This is a genomic window from Streptomyces mutomycini (genome assembly GCF_001700505.1).
Taxonomy (GTDB): Bacteria; Actinomycetota; Actinomycetes; order Streptomycetales; family Streptomycetaceae; genus Streptomyces; species Streptomyces mutomycini.
In genome coordinates, this window is the sequence record NZ_MAPV01000148.1 from 1 (window position 1) to 14,658 (window position 14,658).

Consider the following 14,658-nt stretch of genomic DNA (forward strand, 5'->3'; position numbering starts at 1 on the left):
CGACCCTGCGGACCGGCGCCGCCCCGCACCGCGGTGTCGACATCTTCGCCCTGCTGCGGGACGGCGCCGACAACCGGGCCGCCCGGGTCACGGCCTCCGGAGCGGCGTGGCTGGCGGGCGCCTCGGCCTACCCGCGCAGCACGCTGTCGCAGTGGGAGGCACGTCCCGGCTCCCCCGGCGTGCTGCCGTGCGGCTCCTCGTTCGACATCGTGAACGTCCCCGCCCTGTTCGGCAGGCGCATGCTGGAGCAGCTCTGGGCGGAGGGGCCGGGATCGGGTCCGGTGGCCACGCACCGGGGCCGGATGCTGCTCTTCGCCGCGCCGGGCACGGCCCAGCGGCTGCCGTCCCTGCTGGCCTGGGAGGAGTGGGGAACGGGCTCGGCCGGCGGCAGCCGTGGGCACCGGGGCGCCCTGCCGCCCGTGCTCTGCCACGGCACGGGGGACGCGGTCACCGTCCCGCCTCTGACCGGCGGCGCGGGCGCCGGCGGGCCCCGCTGGCTGGTCGCCCCGGACACCCGTGATCCCTGGCTGCCCGGCCCGGACGTGCTGCTGTGGGCCTGTGTGCGGGTGGGCAGGTCGGCGGCCCCGTCGACCACCGGGAATTCGATTTTTCCTCCCGCCGATCCGGGTGCTAATGTCTACGACGTCACCAGGCGCCGTTAGCTCAGTTGGTTAGAGCAGCTGACTCTTAATCAGCGGGTCCGGGGTTCGAGTCCCTGACGGCGCACAGACACCAAGGAAGCCCCCTCGCGGAAGCGAGGGGGCTTCCTTGCGTCGGCGCGTCCCCGCAGGTCAGACCCCGGTGGTGACCCGGACGGTCCAGGCTCCCGACCGGGTGCGGTCGGCGACCTCGATGCGGATGCGTTCGCCCGGCACGGTGTAGCGCTCACCCTCCCGGAGCGGGGCGTCCGCGAGGGGCGGGTAGACCGAGCGGTCCCAGCAGGCGTGGGACTCGGGGTGGGTGTCCAGGACCTCGACCGGCCCGCCGCCGGAGGGCGTCGCGTTGTGGACGCGGTAGACGAGCACGCCCTCGGTGCAGGTCGTCCGGTCGTTGCCCGTGGCACTGCGGGCCTCGATGGCCAGCGCGCTGTCCGTGCCGGTCCTGATGACCGCGAGCCGGGTCCCGATGGACGCACCGCGCACGGGTACCTCGGCCATGGGTTCCAGGGTGAGGTCGGCGGCACCCTGTACGCAGACGACCTCCTGGTCCCCGAGCCAGCCGAGCTTCCACTTGTGCCAGCCGAAGAGGTCGGGGGACAGTCCGAACTGGCTGCCCATCACGTCCCAGTCGCCGACGTAGGTGTCCCAGTCGCCTTTCCCGTCCTCCGGCCGGTGGTAGAGGTCAGCCAGGTCGAAGACGTGTCCGGTCTCGTGTGCCAGGACGTTCCGGTCCGGCGGGTGCTCCTCGAAGACGGTGACCACGCGCTTGATGTCCGTACCGTCGGCGCTCAGCGGCCGGTCGAAGTTGACGACCTTGGTGGCGTCGGAGTCGACACCGGGGGCGTCGGGGTCGGCGACGAGGTAGACGATGTCGTACGCCGAGAAGTCGGTCTGCTCGTCGGCAGCCTCGATCGCGTCCCGCAGGTAGGCGCCGCGCCGCTCCGAGCCCCAGTCGCGCTGTATCCCGTACCGGCTGGAGGGGTGCGGCATGCGGGTCCACTGCCGCTGCGGGTGGGCGCGCAGGGTGAACCTCCCGTACGAGGCGCGCTGGAAGAAGCGGGTGGTGGAGGGGAAGTAGTCGGCGGCGAGCACCTCGGGGGACACGACGGGCTCGGCGTCGGGGAAGGAGAGGAAGACCATGACCGCGTCGAGGCCGCGGTCGGGGCGCGGGTAGGCGTTGTTCCAGGTGTCGAGGCCGAGGGAGTGGTGCGCCCCGGTCCTGGGCAGGGCACACGGTCCCGCGTCGCGCGAGGCCCCCACGGCGGGCCCGGCGACGAGCCCGGTGGCGGCGAGCGCAAGGAGCGAGGTGAGGGCGGCCGCCGCACTGCGCAGTCTCGGCCTCTCCGGCCCCCCGGGTCCGTGCTGACGCGGCACATCTACCTCCGGGTGGCGAATGCGGGACTCCCCCCTCACCCTGTGCCGGTTCTGCGGCGCACGCCCTGTTGTGCTGCCCCACACGGGTCAGCGGGAGCCGTGACCGATCACGCGGCAATGAATCACCACTCTCACAGAGAGTCACAATCGCTCACTCGGAAACCCTGATCAACCAGATCGGCTCAAAATTTGTCATCTGCTGCCAAATCGCACTGGGGTGGCCTGTGCGGAGCGGGCGCGGGCCGGGCGTGGGCCATGCGCGTGCCGCGTGTCCGAAACGACGGCCGCGCTGGAACGGGCGGTGCGCCACCCTCTATGCTTCACCTCGTTTTCCTGCGTGGTTCCCGCCTCTCGCGCGGCGCTCCGCTCCACGCCCCCCTGCCCGGCCACACCTGTTCACGACGATCTGCACAGCGGGAGCGAGCGGTGAGCGGAACCCCCGAAGGGCCGACGCCCGGGACGGGCACGGTCCCCGACGCCAGCCCGCCGGAGGTCACCCACCGTGATCATCCGGGGACGGGGCTCTCCGAGCTGCGCGACTACCGCGCCGCGTTCGCCTCGGCCGCTCTCCCGATGGCCGTCGTCGACCGCCGCGGCCGGATCGTCAGGGCGAACGACGCGCTGGGCGGACTGATCGGCGCCGACCCCGCGTCCCTGGCCGGCCGGCTCGCGGCCGACCTCGCCGGCCTGGGCCCGGACACCCCGGCCCGGCGCTCGTACACCGAGGTTCTGCGCGGCACCCGCCCGCGGTTCCGGTGCGCCCGGCAGCTCAAGCACGCCGACGGCCGGCCGCTGTGGGCCGAGGTCACCGTCGTACCGATGGGCGACACCGCCGCCGACACCGACCGCGTCCTGCTGTCCGTCACCGACGTCAGCGACCGGCGCGAACTGCGGGAGCGGCTGCACCATCTGCGGACGCACGATCCCGTGACCCGGCTGCCCAACCGCACGCTGTTCCTCGAGCGGCTCTCGGCAGCGCTGGAGACCCCGCCCCCGGACGGGTCGTCGCACCGGCAGAGCCGGATCGGCCTCTGCTACCTGGACGTCGACGGTTTCAAGGCGGTCAACGACACTCTGGGGCACCAGACCGGCGACCGGCTGCTCGCCGCCGTCGCCGGGCGGCTCACCGACTGCGCGGAGGCCGAAGGCCACCGCACGGGCGGCCATCTGGTGGCACGGCTCGGCGGGGACGAGTTCGCGATCCTGGTCGAGGACTCATCGGGTACGCCTCAGCTCACGGGCCTCGCACATTCGGTGCTGACCGCTCTGCAGCGGCCGTTCGAGGTGTCCGGGCACCGGCTGTCGGTCTCCGCCTCGATCGGGGTGGTGGAGCGGCCGTCGGCCGGCACGTCGGCCACCGCCCTGATGCAGGCGGCCGACACCACGCTCTACTGGGCGAAGGAGGACGGCCGGGCCCGCTGGACCCTCTTCGACCCCGAGCGCAACGCACACCGGATGACCCGCCAGGCACTCTCCTCCACGCTCCGCCCCGCCGTCGAACGCGGGGAGTTCACGTTGGAGTACCAGCCGCTGGTCGGCATGGCCGACGAGGTCGTACGGGGTGTGGAGGCCCTGGTCCGGTGGAACCACCCACGGTTCGGGCTGCTGGCACCGAGCCGGTTCGTCCCGATCGCCGAGGAGGACGGCGCGATCGTCCAGCTCGGCCGTTGGGTGCTGCGCGCGGCCTGCCTGCAGGCCCGCCGCTGGCAGCTGGAACACCCGGACGAGACCGCACTGTTCATCAGCGTCAACGTCGCCGTGCGGCAGCTGTGGGACTCCGATCTGGTCGCCGACGTGGCGGCGATCCTCGCCGAGACCGGCCTCGAACCGAGGCTTCTGCAACTGGAGTTGACCGAATCAGCGGTGATGGGCTCGTCCGGCCGGCCGCTCCAGGTGCTTCACGCGCTCAGCGACATGGGCGTCCGCATCGCGATCGACGACTTCGGCACGGGTTACTCCAACCTCGCCTATCTGAGCCGGCTGCCCGTGTCCGTGCTGAAGCTGGACGGCTCCTTCGTACGCGGTTTCCGCTACGAGGACGGCGCGCACCCCAGCCCGGCCGACGAGACGATCGTCGAGGCCATGGTGCAGCTGGCGCACCGCCTGGGCCTGACGGTCACCGCGGAGTGCGTGGAGACCTCGGGCCAGGCGGAGCGGCTGCGCCGGATCGGCTGTGACACCGGGCAGGGGTGGCTGTACTCCCGGGCGGTGGCCCCGGAGCGGATCGCCGAGCTGATCGGCACCCGGACGCCGGAGGGCTGACCGGCACCCGGCCTCCGGAGGACCGGCCGGGTGCGCTCGCGCATCCGCAGAGCTGACCGGTCAGGCCGTGGGCAGTCCGTACGCGTCCGCGATGAGCTCGTACGAGCGCAGCCGGGCCTCGCCGCCGTGTGCGTTGGCCGTGATCATCAGCTCGTCCGCGCCGGTGCGCTTGGCCAGGTCGTCAAGGCCGCTGCGGACCTCGTCCGCCGTGCCGTGGACGATGTCCTTCAGCCAGCCGTCGACGAACTCGCGCTCCATGGGGCTGAAGTCGTACGCCTCCGCCTCCTCGGGGCTCGGCACGAGGCCCGGGCGCCCGGTGCGCAGCCGGACCATGGACAGGGCGCCGGTGAGCACCTGGCGCCTGGCCTCGCGCTCGTCGTCGGCGGCCAGTGCCGCGACCCCGATGAGGGCGTAGGGGGCGTCGAGCACGGCGGAGGGCTTGAAGGACTCCCGGTACAGGTCCAGGGCCGGCACGGTGTTCCGGGCCGAGAAGTGGTGGGCGAAGGCGAAGGGCAGACCGAGGACTCCGGCCAGCCGGGCGCTGAAACCGGAGGAGCCCAGCAGCCAGACGGGCGGCCGGGCCGGTGACTGGACGCCGCCGGGCGAGGTGGCCTGCACCGGTCCGGGAACGGCGTGGATACGGGCGTAGGGGTGCCCGTCCGGGAAGTCGTCGTCGAGGAAACGGGTCAGCTCGGCGAGCTGCTGCGGAAAATCGTCGGCGCCCTCGTTCAACCGGTCCGTGCGGCGCAGTGCGGCCGCGGTGGCACCGTCCGTGCCGGGGGCCCGGCCGAGGCCGAGGTCGATCCGGCCGGGGGCCATCGCCTCCAGGGTGCCGAACTGCTCGGCGATCACCAGGGGGGCGTGGTTGGGCAGCATCACCCCGCCGGAGCCGAGCCGGATGCGCCCGGTGTGGGCGGCCAGATGCGCGAGGATCACGGCGGGGGACGAGGAGGCCACACCGGGCATGGAGTGGTGCTCGGCGACCCAGTAGCGGTGGAATCCGCGGCTCTCGGCGAGCTTGGCGATGTCGACGCTGGTGCGCAGGGCCTGGGTCGCCGTGCGGCCCTGGCCCACGGTCACCAGGTCGAGCACGGAAAGGGGAACGGAGGCCGTCCCGCCCGCTGTGCCGCGAATCTGGTCGCCTCGGTTCTCGTCCACGTGTTCGGCCTCTCCGGTGCTGCGTCTGTGTACCGGAGGGTGCCAACAGGAGGATGGCTCCGCTTATTCCCGCAGCGTGGTCGTTCCCGCAGCGTGGTCGTTCCCGCGGCCTCCGTGCCCGCGGCGCCTACTCCCGCACCTCGATGCCCCGGGGCTCGGTGGCGCCGAGCGGGGGCTCGCGGGTGGCGAACAGGGTGCCCAGGGTGGGGGCCCAGATGCGGCGGTCGGTCAGCCGGAGGCCTTCCCAGACCGCCACCTGGTTGGCGGTGAGTACCGGCTTACCGAGGAGTTCCTCCAGCTCCGGCACGTATGCGGCGGTGTGCAGGGCGTTGTCCGGGAGCAGCACCACCTCGGCGTCGGGGTGGTCCCCGGCCACGGCCAGCTGCTTCACGAGCTCCACGTCCGCGGCGGCCGCCTCGGACGCCGTGATGATTCCGCCGCCGCGGACGGCGGCCACCCCGACCCCTCCGGACTCCAGGAATCCCGCGAAGAGCGCGGCGATGTCCTCGGAGTAGGTCGCGGCGACGGCGACCCGGGACGCCCCCAGCTCGCGTACCGCCTGGACGAAGCCGATCGACGTGCTGGACGCGGGGAGTCCCGCGGCCCTGGCCAGCCCGGCGGCCTGCTCGTGCGACCCGTCCCAGCCATAGGCGAAGCTGCCGCCCGAGCAGGCCCAGACCAGGGATTCGGCCCCTGCCAGCCGCAGCTCCTCGACACCTGCGTTCAGGCGGTCGGGTGTGCCCGCCTCGCGGAGGTTCTCCGGCCTGCGGGCGTCCTCGTCGATGTCGGTGTGGAAGAGCGGCACCCTGATGTCGCTGTCGAGCATGACCTCGATCCGCGGGAAGTCGTCCTCCGCGGCATGGCCCGGGTAGAGAAGTCCTACGGTCGTCATGTCCATCCTTCCCGTGCGTCCGGAAGTCGTGCCGGCACTCGCGCCACCGCTCCCCCTGCCGGGGACAATTATTCCCCTTGTGGCCCCGTGCCGTCGCCCGCAACCGGTTTGACCAGCGGTTTCTCCCGCAGGCCGAAGGGTCCTGTTGACGGGCGTGTGCCCCGGTGCGAGCGTGGTCATTCCTGATGAGCACTCCTGTGATCCTCGTACTGGACACCGACCCGTCGCCGCGCCTGGGCCGGCTGACCGGCCGGGCCGTCATCAGGTACGCGGACGGGAGGACGCTGGCCGGGCAGCTGCCCGACGCGGACGTCCTGCTCGTCTGGGACTTCACCTCCGACGCCGTCCGCGCGGCCTGGCCCGGCGACGGGCCGCGCCCCCGCTGGGTGCACACCGCGAGCGCCGGCGTGGACCGGCTGCTCTGCCCGGATCTGGCCGCCTCACCGACCGTCGTCACCAACGCCCGGGGCGTCTTCGAGCTGCCGATCGCCGAGTACGTCGCGGGACTGGTGCTCGCCTTCGCGAAGGACCTCCCCCGCACGCTGGACCTCCAGCGGCAGCACCGGTGGCGCCACCGGGAGACCCGGGGCCTCGCCGGCAGCCGCGCCGTGGTCGTCGGCGCGGGCCCCGTCGGCCGGGAGATCATGCGGCTGCTGCACGGCCTCGGTGTGCGGGTGGCGCTCGTCGGGCGTACGGCGCGGCGCACGATCCACGGCATCGAGGATCTGGGCCGGCTTGCGGCCGGCGCGGACTGGGTGATCTCCGCGGCCCCGCTCACGGACGGGACGCGCGGGATGTTCGACGCCCGCTTCTTCGGGCTGCTCCAGCCCTGCGCCCACTTCGTCAACGTGGGGCGCGGCCGGCTGGTCGTCGAGGACGCTCTGGCCGACGCGCTGCGCAGGCACTGGATCGCGGGCGCGGCACTCGACGTGTTCCAGGAGGAGCCGCTGGGCCCGTCGAGCCCGCTGTGGGACGTGCCCGGCCTGCTGGTCTCCCCGCACATGAGCGGGGACACGGCCGGATGGCGGGACCGGCTGGGCGAGCAGTTCGTCTCGATGTACGAACTCTGGGCGGCCGGGGAGCCGTTGCCCAACGTGGTGGACATACAGCGCGGTTACGTGCCTTCCACGGACATCCCGTCCTGACACTTTTATATGATGGTCCGTCATAACGTCGCGGCCTGGCGGGAATACGCCTCGTACGCCCGCCGTCGCCCTCCGCCCATGACGAGACACGGGAAGGTCACCCTCCGGCCACTGTTCGGTTACATGGCAGCGCTTGCTGCATAGCTGTCCCGGATCGGGCAGGTGCTCACCCTGTCCGGACTGTTCGACACCCCGATTTCTCCAGGAGATTGCGAACCATGGCTGACTTCCCTCACCTGTCCCGTCGGGGCTTCCTCAATCGAACGGCGGCCGTCGGAGGTCTCCTCGTAGTCCCCGGCCTCCTCTCCGCGTGCAGCAAGACGAACGCCGGCGCCGCGGACGGCGAGGGTGCGCTCGACAAGCTCCGCAAGCAGGGCTTCGTCCGGGTCGCCTACGCCAACGAGGCCCCGTACGGCTACATGGAGGGCAAGGAGCTCAAGGGCGAGGCCCCCACCCTGCACCGGGAGATATTCAAGGCGCTCGGCGTCGACGAGCTGAAGCCCACCCTCTCCGAGTGGGACGGCCTCATCCCCGGCCTTCAGGCGGGCAAGTACGACGTGGTCAGCGCGGGCATGGCCATCACGCCGGAGCGCTGCGCCAACGCACTTTTCTCCGAACCGGAGTTCATCTCCCCCACGGCCCTGATGGTGAGGAAGGGCAACCCGAAGAAGCTCACCGACCTGGCGTCCGCGAAGGCGGCAGGGGTCACCGTAGGCGTGATGTCCGGTGCGGTCGAGGGCTCGTACGCCAAGGGCGCGGGCATCGCCGAGGGGAAGATCAAGACGCTGCAGAAGCCGCAGGACGGCGCGGACGCCGTCAAGGGCGGCCGGATCGACGCCTTCCTGCTCACCGGCATCTCACTGCGCTGGCTGGCCAGGACCAACCCGGACACCGAGGTCACCGAGGCCTTCGTGCCGGAGCTGGACGGCACGAAGCAGTTCTCCCCGGGCGGCGCGGTGTTCCGCCAGGGCAACGAGGACCTGCGGGACTCCTTCAACCGCGAGCTCAAGAAGATCGTCTCCGACAGGTCCCGCTACGTGGAACTGCTGCAGGCGTACGGCTTCGGCGCCACGGAGATCCCGCCGGCCACGCTCAAGACGGCCGACCTGTGCAAGGGCTGACGAGGGCGGACCACACCGTATGAGTGACTTCTTCTCGACCCTCCTCGACGAACTCCCCCAGGTCGGCGCGGGCCTGTGGGTGACGATCCAGGCCACCGTCCTGGGCTCCCTGCTGGCCCTGCTCCTGTCGTTCGCCCTCGGCCTGGCCGCGGGCAGCAGGCTGCTGCTGGTGCGCGGGGTCTCCCGGACCGTCGTGGAGTTCTTCCGCGGCACCTCGCTCTACATCCAGCTGTTCTGGCTCTACTACGCGATGCCGCAGCTGACGGGCTACGAACTGACCCCGCTGCTCTGCGGCGTGGTCGCCTTCGGCCTGAACTACGGCGCGTACGGCTCCGAGATCGTGCGCGGCGCGGTCAACTCCGTCCCCCGCGCGCAGTACGAGGCGGCCGTGGCGCTGAACATGACGCCGTTCCACCGGATGCGGAGGGTGATCCTGCCGCAGGCCTGGGTGCAGATGATCCCGTCCTTCACCAACCTGCTCATCCAGTTGCTGAAGTGCACGCCGCTGCTGTGGCTGATCTCCGCGGCCGACTTCATGACCACGGTCGAACACATCCGCAGCCTCACCGGTGAGACCCTCACCGCCTACCTGCTGCTGCTGGCCGTCTACTTCGTGCTCGCCTACGCGCTGACCCTGCTGATGAACGTGCTGGAGCGGTCGGCCAAGCGACGGCTGGGTCTCCACACCGGTGCGCGCAGCCTGCTCAAGACCCGTACGGCGGACGCCGTCACCACGGCCGGAGGTGCCCGGTGAACCAGACATTCGACTGGGATGCCGCCGGGGACGTCCTTCCCCTGCTGCTCGAAGGATTCCGGGTCACCCTGCTCGCCACCGTGCTCGGCACGCTCCTGGCCGCGGTGCTCGGGCTCGCCATCGCGGTGGCCGGCCGTGCGCCCTCCCGGTTCGTGACGGTGCCGGTGAAGGCGGTGATGGAGTTCGTCCGTGCCACGCCGCTGCTGGTCCAGCTGGTCGGCGCGGCGGCCCTTTTCACCTCCGTGGAGCCGCTGACCATCGGCATCGTGGTCCTGGGCATCCACTACGCCACGTACACCTCCGAGGTGTACAGGGCCGGGATCGACGGTGTGCCGAAGGGCCAGTGGGAGGCCTGCCGGGCGCTCTCCATGCCGCCCCGGCGGACCTGGCAGGCCGTGATCCTGCCGCAGGCGGTGCGCAACGTGCTGCCCGCCCTCGGCAACTACGCGATCTCGATGTTCAAGGAGACCCCTTTCCTCGCCGTGATCACGGTGCACGAGATGGTCTTCGAGGCCCGTAGCTACGGCGCCGACCACTTCGCGTACACCGAGGCATTCACGCTCGCGGGACTGGTCTTCCTGGTCGCGAGCTACCCCACCTCGCTGCTGATGAGAAAGCTGGAGAAGCGTCTTGGCCACTGAACCCGCCCCCCTCAAGAAGATCGCGGACGCGGCCGGTGACCCCCTGGTCACGGACGTCGAGCCACTCGTCCGCTTCGACAAGGTCGTCAAGCGCTACGGCGACCATGTGGTCCTGGACGAACTGGACTTCACCGTACGGCGCGGCGAGCACGTCACGCTGATCGGGCCGAGCGGCTCGGGGAAGACCACGATCCTGCGGCTCCTGATGACACTGGAGAAGGTCAGCGACGGTGTGATCTGGGTGGACGGCTCGCCGCTCTCCCACGTGCGCAGGCCGGACGGATCGCTGAAGCCGGCGGGCGAGAAGGAGCTGCGGGCGTCCCGGAAGAAGATCGGGATGGTCTTCCAGCAGTTCAACCTCTTCCCGAACATGAAGGTCCTTCAGAACATCACCGAGGCGCCGGTCAACGTCCTGGGGATGGAGCGTGAGGAGGCGGAGGCCCGGGCCCGGGAACTGCTCGACCTGGTCGGGCTCTCCGGCAAGGTCGACGCCCACCCCTCACAGCTCTCAGGTGGCCAGCAGCAGCGCGTCGCCATCGCACGCGCGCTGGCGATGCGGCCGGAGATCCTGCTGCTCGACGAGGTGACGTCGGCGCTGGACCCCGAGCTCGTGGCCGGTGTGCTGGATCTGCTGGGCGACATCGCCAGGAGCACCGACATCACGATGCTCTGTGTGACCCACGAGATGAACTTCGCCCGGGACGTGTCGGAAAAGGTCCTGATGTTCGACGCCGGGCGGGTCGTGGAGTCCGGCTCACCGGAGAAGATATTCACCGACCCCGAACACGAACGTACGCGCGAGTTCCTCAACGCGGTGCTGTGACCTCGCCTTCGGCACAACGCTCATGACCCTGGCATATGCCGATCGGGTGCGCCCCTGTTCCTGGAGCCGGGGCGCACCTTCAACTCCTCGACAGCCCCTCCGAATCGGCCACTTGGCGACTATCGTTGGCATCGAGCTTGCGGTCACGACCTGACAGAGGACCCGAGGGGGAACCGTGGCGTTGAAACCGGAGCCGAAGGCACCGTTCCATTCGGTGCAGTACGCGTTGCGCGTGCTCGAGTCCGTGTCCACCCATGGCAGCGGGGCTCCCGAGGCCCTGATCTCCCGGGAGACGGGCCTGCCGACCGGGCACCTGCGGCCCCTCCTGCTGACGCTGCGCCGCGAGGGGTACGTCGAGCAGGTCGCCGACGGCGCGTACGTCATCGGATCGGCCCTCCTGGAGCTCGGCTCCGGGGCCGCCCGGAGGCGCGCCGTCGAGGCGAAGCTCCAGCAGACCCTGGCGCAGCTGCGGGATTCGGTCGGCGCCGCGGTCTATGTCAGCCGGTACGTCGACGGCGAGATCCGGGTGACGCAGGTGGCGGACGGCCCGCGCACGCCCGCGGTCAACGAGTGGGTGGACTTCCGCTCGGCGGCGCACGCCAGCGCGATCGGGAAGTGCCTGCTGACCCAGCTCGACCAGAACGGCCGCCGCGACCACCTGTCCCGGCACCGCATCGCACGGCTGACGTCGCGGACGATCACGAGCGAGAAGGTGCTCTTCTCGAAGCTGGACAGCCAGCCGGCGACCGTCCCGATGCTCGACCTCCAGGAGTACGCCGTGGGCACGGTGTGCGCGGCGGTTCCGCTGACGGCGGGGTCGGCTGCGGGGTGCCTGGCGCTGTCCCTCCCGATCGAGCACGCCCACCGGCTGCGGGCCGCCGCGGCCACGCTGAACCGGCGCGCGGCCCCGGTGCTTCTGTCACTGGCACTCTGAGCCGCCTCCCGCCGGGCCCCGGTCTGTGGCGTGCGCCACTCACAGGTGCGGTGCGGAGCTCTCGCTCGGTATACATGTGCGGTGCGGGCCCGCAGGTCAGGGGCGGGTCCGCACGTTCCGGCGGTGCTGTCGGCACTCCCCGGGACACGTGTCATCAGCACCCCTGGGGACCGGGTATTATTTTCGAGTCAGCAGGCGCCGTTAGCTCAGTTGGTTAGAGCAGCTGACTCTTAATCAGCGGGTCCGGGGTTCGAGTCCCTGACGGCGCACAGACACCACAGTGGGCGGTCTCCTTCCGGGGAGACCGCCCACTGTGCGTTGTGCCTGGGTGCCGAGCCCGTCAGAACTTCACGTCGGAGCACGCGTAGAACGCGTTGGTGGTGTCGGCGACGTTCCAGACGGCCAGGATCACGTGCTTCCCGGTCTTCTGGGTCGGCATGGAGCCCTGGTGGGTGAGGGTGGCCGGAGGCTGCTGGTTGCCGTAGGGCACCGTCATGAAGGGCTGGGATTCCAGGGCTGCCCTGGTGAGCGGCTTGGTGGAGTCCCAGCCGTTCTTGGTGATGTAGTAGCGGAAGTCACTTGTGGAGTGCCGGGCGGTGAACTGCCAGCGGAAGCTGTAGCCCTGCCCCGCGGTGACCTGGGTGGCGGGCCAGTTGCCGCCGCGCGGGTCGTCGAGCTGAGCGAATCCGCTGTTGCCGCCGGAGCAGATCTTGCCGTCCGCCGGTCCTGCCGCCGGGAAGCCCTTGGGGCCCTCGACGCTCTGCGGCTCCCACTGGATGTTGCCGCAGCCGGTGACGGTGCCGTTGGCGCAGAGCTTCTGCCGGCTGATGGGGGAGTCCGTGTAGCCGTGGCTGCTGGCACTGCCGGTCGCGAACATGGAGACGCCCGCTATCGCCAGGCCGATGACGGCCGCGCTTGCCCTTTTCCGCATGTTGTGTCGCTCCTCGAGAACGTGGGGGATGTTCTGGGGATCATCTGAGCTGTACTGCGCGCGTCGCTGTGCGGTCTAGACCAAGTCCAGATTATTGACGCGGCATGAACATGTCCAGACCAATGTGGACCGGGTTTCGGCGCGTGCTCCCGTGCGACCGGAGGGTGCGACCGGGGGGTGCGACCGAGGGGTCAGGCCCCCTCCCCTCCGCTCCGGCCGGTGTAGAAAGCCACCGTCAGATCCCTGACCAGTGCCTTGTGTTCGTAGGCGTCGAGCTCTACGATCCCGCGCGCGGTCAGCCGGCCGACCGTGTCGTCGACCGCGTCGACCAGGGAGGTGAGGACTCCGTCCCGGTGCTTCGCGTCGATCGCCGCCACCCGGCACCGCTGCATCGCCGCCGCGACCTCGGGTGCGTACTCGATCCCGGTCGGCTGCGCGGAGTACACCTCGATCCCCACGGGCACACAGTCCGCCTTCACCATCCGGGTCAGCGCGTCGCCCACCGCCTCCGCGTCGCGCAGCGTGTGGGTGTCCTCGTGGAAGGCGTCGGCGGGCAGCTGCGAGAGCACCCGGGCCAGCGCCGCCTCCACCTGGTCGCGCAGATACCGCTCGTGGTCCGCGACACCCAGCGCGGCCCGCACGGTGTCCTTCACCCGCCACACGACGAGGACGACGGCTCGCAGCGCGGTACCGCTCGCGTCCACGGCACGCAGCGGCTCACTGCGCCAGTGCCGCAGGCGCACGTCGACACGGCGGCGCCGCAGGAGCGGGGAGATCCAGAGGAGACCGGTGCGACGGACGCTGCCCCGGTAGCCGCCGAAGAGCGTCAGCACCGAGGCGTGTCCGGCCCGGCCCCGCCCGAGGCCGCAGAGTGCGAGCAGCATCACGGCCGCCGTCAGCCCGAGCAGGGCCCACGCCCCGGTGCCGATGCCGTCGTACGGGCGGACCCCCAGGCCGAGGCGGGCGGTCACGCCGGCGGGCACCGCGCCCTGCCACCACAGCACGGCGGTCCCGGCGGCGGCCCCGGCCGCCGCGGTCAGCAGCGCGGCCCAGCCCGGCAGTACGGGCCCGGGCCGCTCGGCGAGCCGGGGATCGGCGAGGGGCGCGGGCCGGGCCGGGCCCTGCGCCCGCGGGGATCGGGGCGACGGTGGACGGGGAGCACCGGGCCGTACGGCGCCGGGTCCCGCTGCGGTGCCACCCGCACCGGCGGGCCCGCCGCCGTGGCCGTCCCCCCGGAAGAGCAGGTGCACGGGGATGGGCGCGGTGGTCTCGGTCGTGATGACGGGGCGCCGCCGCCCGGCGCCCCACCGGGCGACCGGGTCCACGGTCCCGACGGCGAGCGCCGCCTCCCCGTCGGGCGGCCGGACACCATCGGGCCCTGGCTTCCGGAACTCCGGCTGCCCGCCGGGCTCGCTCCCCCGGTCCACCGGGGTGTGTTCCGTTTCCGATTCCGTTCCGCTGTCGGCGGCGACCGGCGGCTCCGTCTCCGCCTGGGTGGCCGCGCCGGAATCCATGCCGTCGGCCGCCTCCGAGTCCTCGCGAGCAGGTGCCTGCGTGACCACAGCCGCGGCCGCCTCCCGAACCGGCCGGAGACCGGCCATCGGCTCCGGGCCCGGCGGCTCCGAACCGATCGCCGACACCGGGTCCGGACCCGGGTCCGGGTCCGGGTCCGGGTCCGGGTCCGGGTCCGGGTCCGGGCCCAGGTCCACGGGTTCCGAAGTCCTGACCAGCACCGGGTCCAGGTCCAGGTCCGGGTCAAGGCCCAGGTCCAGCCACGGAGTCTGCGCCTCCGGGCGGGGCGCCCGATTCAGCCCGGCCATCGCGTCCAGTGCGGGCCCGAGATCAACCGGGACGTCCTCGTCCTCCACCGCCCGAGGCGCCTGCATCGCGTCGGGCGATTCCACCGCGGCCGCAGCAGGCTCCCCCACCGGAGCCTGAGCCGATTCCGGTTCCGGTTCCGGTTC

General features: G+C 71.6%; 13 protein-coding genes and 2 tRNA genes. 10 read left to right on the forward strand and 5 right to left on the reverse strand.

All coding sequences use genetic code 11. The annotated features are described in order from the left end of the window. Both BFF76_RS21015 and BFF76_RS21020 read left to right on the forward strand, forming a co-directional pair. The coding region (locus BFF76_RS21015) for a hypothetical protein (protein WP_244167315.1) at positions 1-662 on the forward strand (662 nt) is incomplete at its 5' end. After that, positions 653-726, forward strand: a tRNA-Lys gene (locus BFF76_RS21020). The genes BFF76_RS21015 and BFF76_RS21020, both read left to right, overlap by 10 nt. 65 nt (positions 727-791) lie before the next feature. Here BFF76_RS21020 and BFF76_RS21025 read toward each other — a convergent pair. Next, positions 792-2,033 carry a M6 family metalloprotease domain-containing protein gene (locus BFF76_RS21025; RefSeq protein WP_053928671.1) on the reverse strand — a complete coding sequence of 414 codons (1,242 nt, stop codon included), beginning with the start codon at positions 2,031-2,033 and terminating at the stop codon, positions 792-794. A gap of 426 nt (positions 2,034-2,459) precedes the next feature. Between BFF76_RS21025 and BFF76_RS21030 the strand changes: the two genes are divergently transcribed. Continuing rightward, positions 2,460-4,295, forward strand: a complete 1,836-nt coding sequence (locus tag BFF76_RS21030) for a putative bifunctional diguanylate cyclase/phosphodiesterase (protein ID WP_065848832.1) — start codon at positions 2,460-2,462, stop codon at positions 4,293-4,295. A gap of 60 nt (positions 4,296-4,355) precedes the next feature. On the opposite strand, the gene BFF76_RS21035 is transcribed toward BFF76_RS21030, so the two are convergent. Then, positions 4,356-5,453, reverse strand: a complete 1,098-nt coding sequence (locus BFF76_RS21035; protein WP_031092284.1) for an LLM class flavin-dependent oxidoreductase — start codon at positions 5,451-5,453, stop codon at positions 4,356-4,358. A 127-nt stretch (positions 5,454-5,580) separates the two neighbouring features. Then, the gene (locus tag BFF76_RS21040; protein WP_053928673.1) at positions 5,581-6,345 is read right to left on the reverse strand and encodes a maleate cis-trans isomerase family protein; all 765 of its coding nucleotides are present in this window, start codon (positions 6,343-6,345) and stop codon (positions 5,581-5,583) included. 185 nt (positions 6,346-6,530) lie between these two features. On the opposite strand from BFF76_RS21040, the gene BFF76_RS21045 reads away from it, so the two are divergent. The 7 genes from BFF76_RS21045 (at position 6,531) to BFF76_RS21075 (ending at position 12,032) form a co-directional block, all read left to right on the forward strand. Then, positions 6,531-7,490 carry a D-2-hydroxyacid dehydrogenase gene (locus BFF76_RS21045; protein WP_065848833.1) on the forward strand — a complete coding sequence of 320 codons (960 nt, stop codon included), beginning with the start codon at positions 6,531-6,533 and terminating at the stop codon, positions 7,488-7,490. 218 nt (positions 7,491-7,708) lie between these two features. Next, positions 7,709-8,611, forward strand: coding sequence for an ectoine/hydroxyectoine ABC transporter substrate-binding protein EhuB (gene ehuB, locus BFF76_RS21050; RefSeq protein ID WP_031092287.1), 903 nt, complete (start codon positions 7,709-7,711; stop codon positions 8,609-8,611). A 19-nt stretch (positions 8,612-8,630) separates the two neighbouring features. Continuing rightward, positions 8,631-9,365 (forward strand): ectoine/hydroxyectoine ABC transporter permease subunit EhuC, encoded by a 735-nt coding sequence (gene ehuC / locus BFF76_RS21055; RefSeq protein WP_031092289.1) that lies wholly within the window; start codon positions 8,631-8,633, stop codon positions 9,363-9,365. Continuing rightward, positions 9,362-10,006: an ectoine/hydroxyectoine ABC transporter permease subunit EhuD gene (gene ehuD, locus BFF76_RS21060; RefSeq protein WP_031092291.1), complete on the forward strand. Its 645-nt coding sequence runs from the start codon at positions 9,362-9,364 to the stop codon at positions 10,004-10,006. The genes ehuC and ehuD overlap by 4 nt, the downstream gene beginning before the upstream one ends. Then, positions 9,996-10,829 (forward strand): ectoine/hydroxyectoine ABC transporter ATP-binding protein EhuA, encoded by an 834-nt coding sequence (gene ehuA, locus BFF76_RS21065; RefSeq protein WP_065848834.1) that lies wholly within the window; start codon positions 9,996-9,998, stop codon positions 10,827-10,829. Before ehuD ends, ehuA begins: the two co-directional genes overlap by 11 nt. A gap of 175 nt (positions 10,830-11,004) precedes the next feature. Continuing rightward, positions 11,005-11,763: an IclR family transcriptional regulator gene (locus BFF76_RS21070; protein WP_065848835.1), complete on the forward strand. Its 759-nt coding sequence runs from the start codon at positions 11,005-11,007 to the stop codon at positions 11,761-11,763. A gap of 195 nt (positions 11,764-11,958) precedes the next feature. Continuing rightward, a tRNA-Lys gene (locus tag BFF76_RS21075) sits at positions 11,959-12,032 on the forward strand. A gap of 71 nt (positions 12,033-12,103) precedes the next feature. Here the strand turns inward: BFF76_RS21075 and BFF76_RS21080 are convergent. Both BFF76_RS21080 and BFF76_RS21085 read right to left on the reverse strand, forming a co-directional pair. Next, positions 12,104-12,694, reverse strand: a complete 591-nt coding sequence (locus BFF76_RS21080) for a lytic polysaccharide monooxygenase auxiliary activity family 9 protein (protein ID WP_031092296.1) — start codon at positions 12,692-12,694, stop codon at positions 12,104-12,106. A 191-nt stretch (positions 12,695-12,885) separates the two neighbouring features. Further along, positions 12,886-14,658, reverse strand: a 1,773-nt coding sequence (locus tag BFF76_RS21085; protein ID WP_107418463.1) for an SPFH domain-containing protein, incomplete at its 5' end; no start/stop codon positions are given.

What these genes read in the sequence shown, in the direction of transcription:
- BFF76_RS21040 (WP_053928673.1), bottom strand. Translation starts at nt 6,345, where the DNA reads ATGACGACCGTAGGACTTCTCTACCCGGGCCATGCCGCGGAGGACGAC.
- BFF76_RS21045 (WP_065848833.1), top strand. Translation starts at nt 6,531, where the DNA reads ATGAGCACTCCTGTGATCCTCGTACTGGACACCGACCCGTCGCCGCGC.
- ehuB (WP_031092287.1), top strand. Translation starts at nt 7,709, where the DNA reads ATGGCTGACTTCCCTCACCTGTCCCGTCGGGGCTTCCTCAATCGAACG.
- ehuC (WP_031092289.1), top strand. Translation starts at nt 8,631, where the DNA reads ATGAGTGACTTCTTCTCGACCCTCCTCGACGAACTCCCCCAGGTCGGC.
- BFF76_RS21080 (WP_031092296.1), bottom strand. Translation starts at nt 12,694, where the DNA reads ATGCGGAAAAGGGCAAGCGCGGCCGTCATCGGCCTGGCGATAGCGGGC.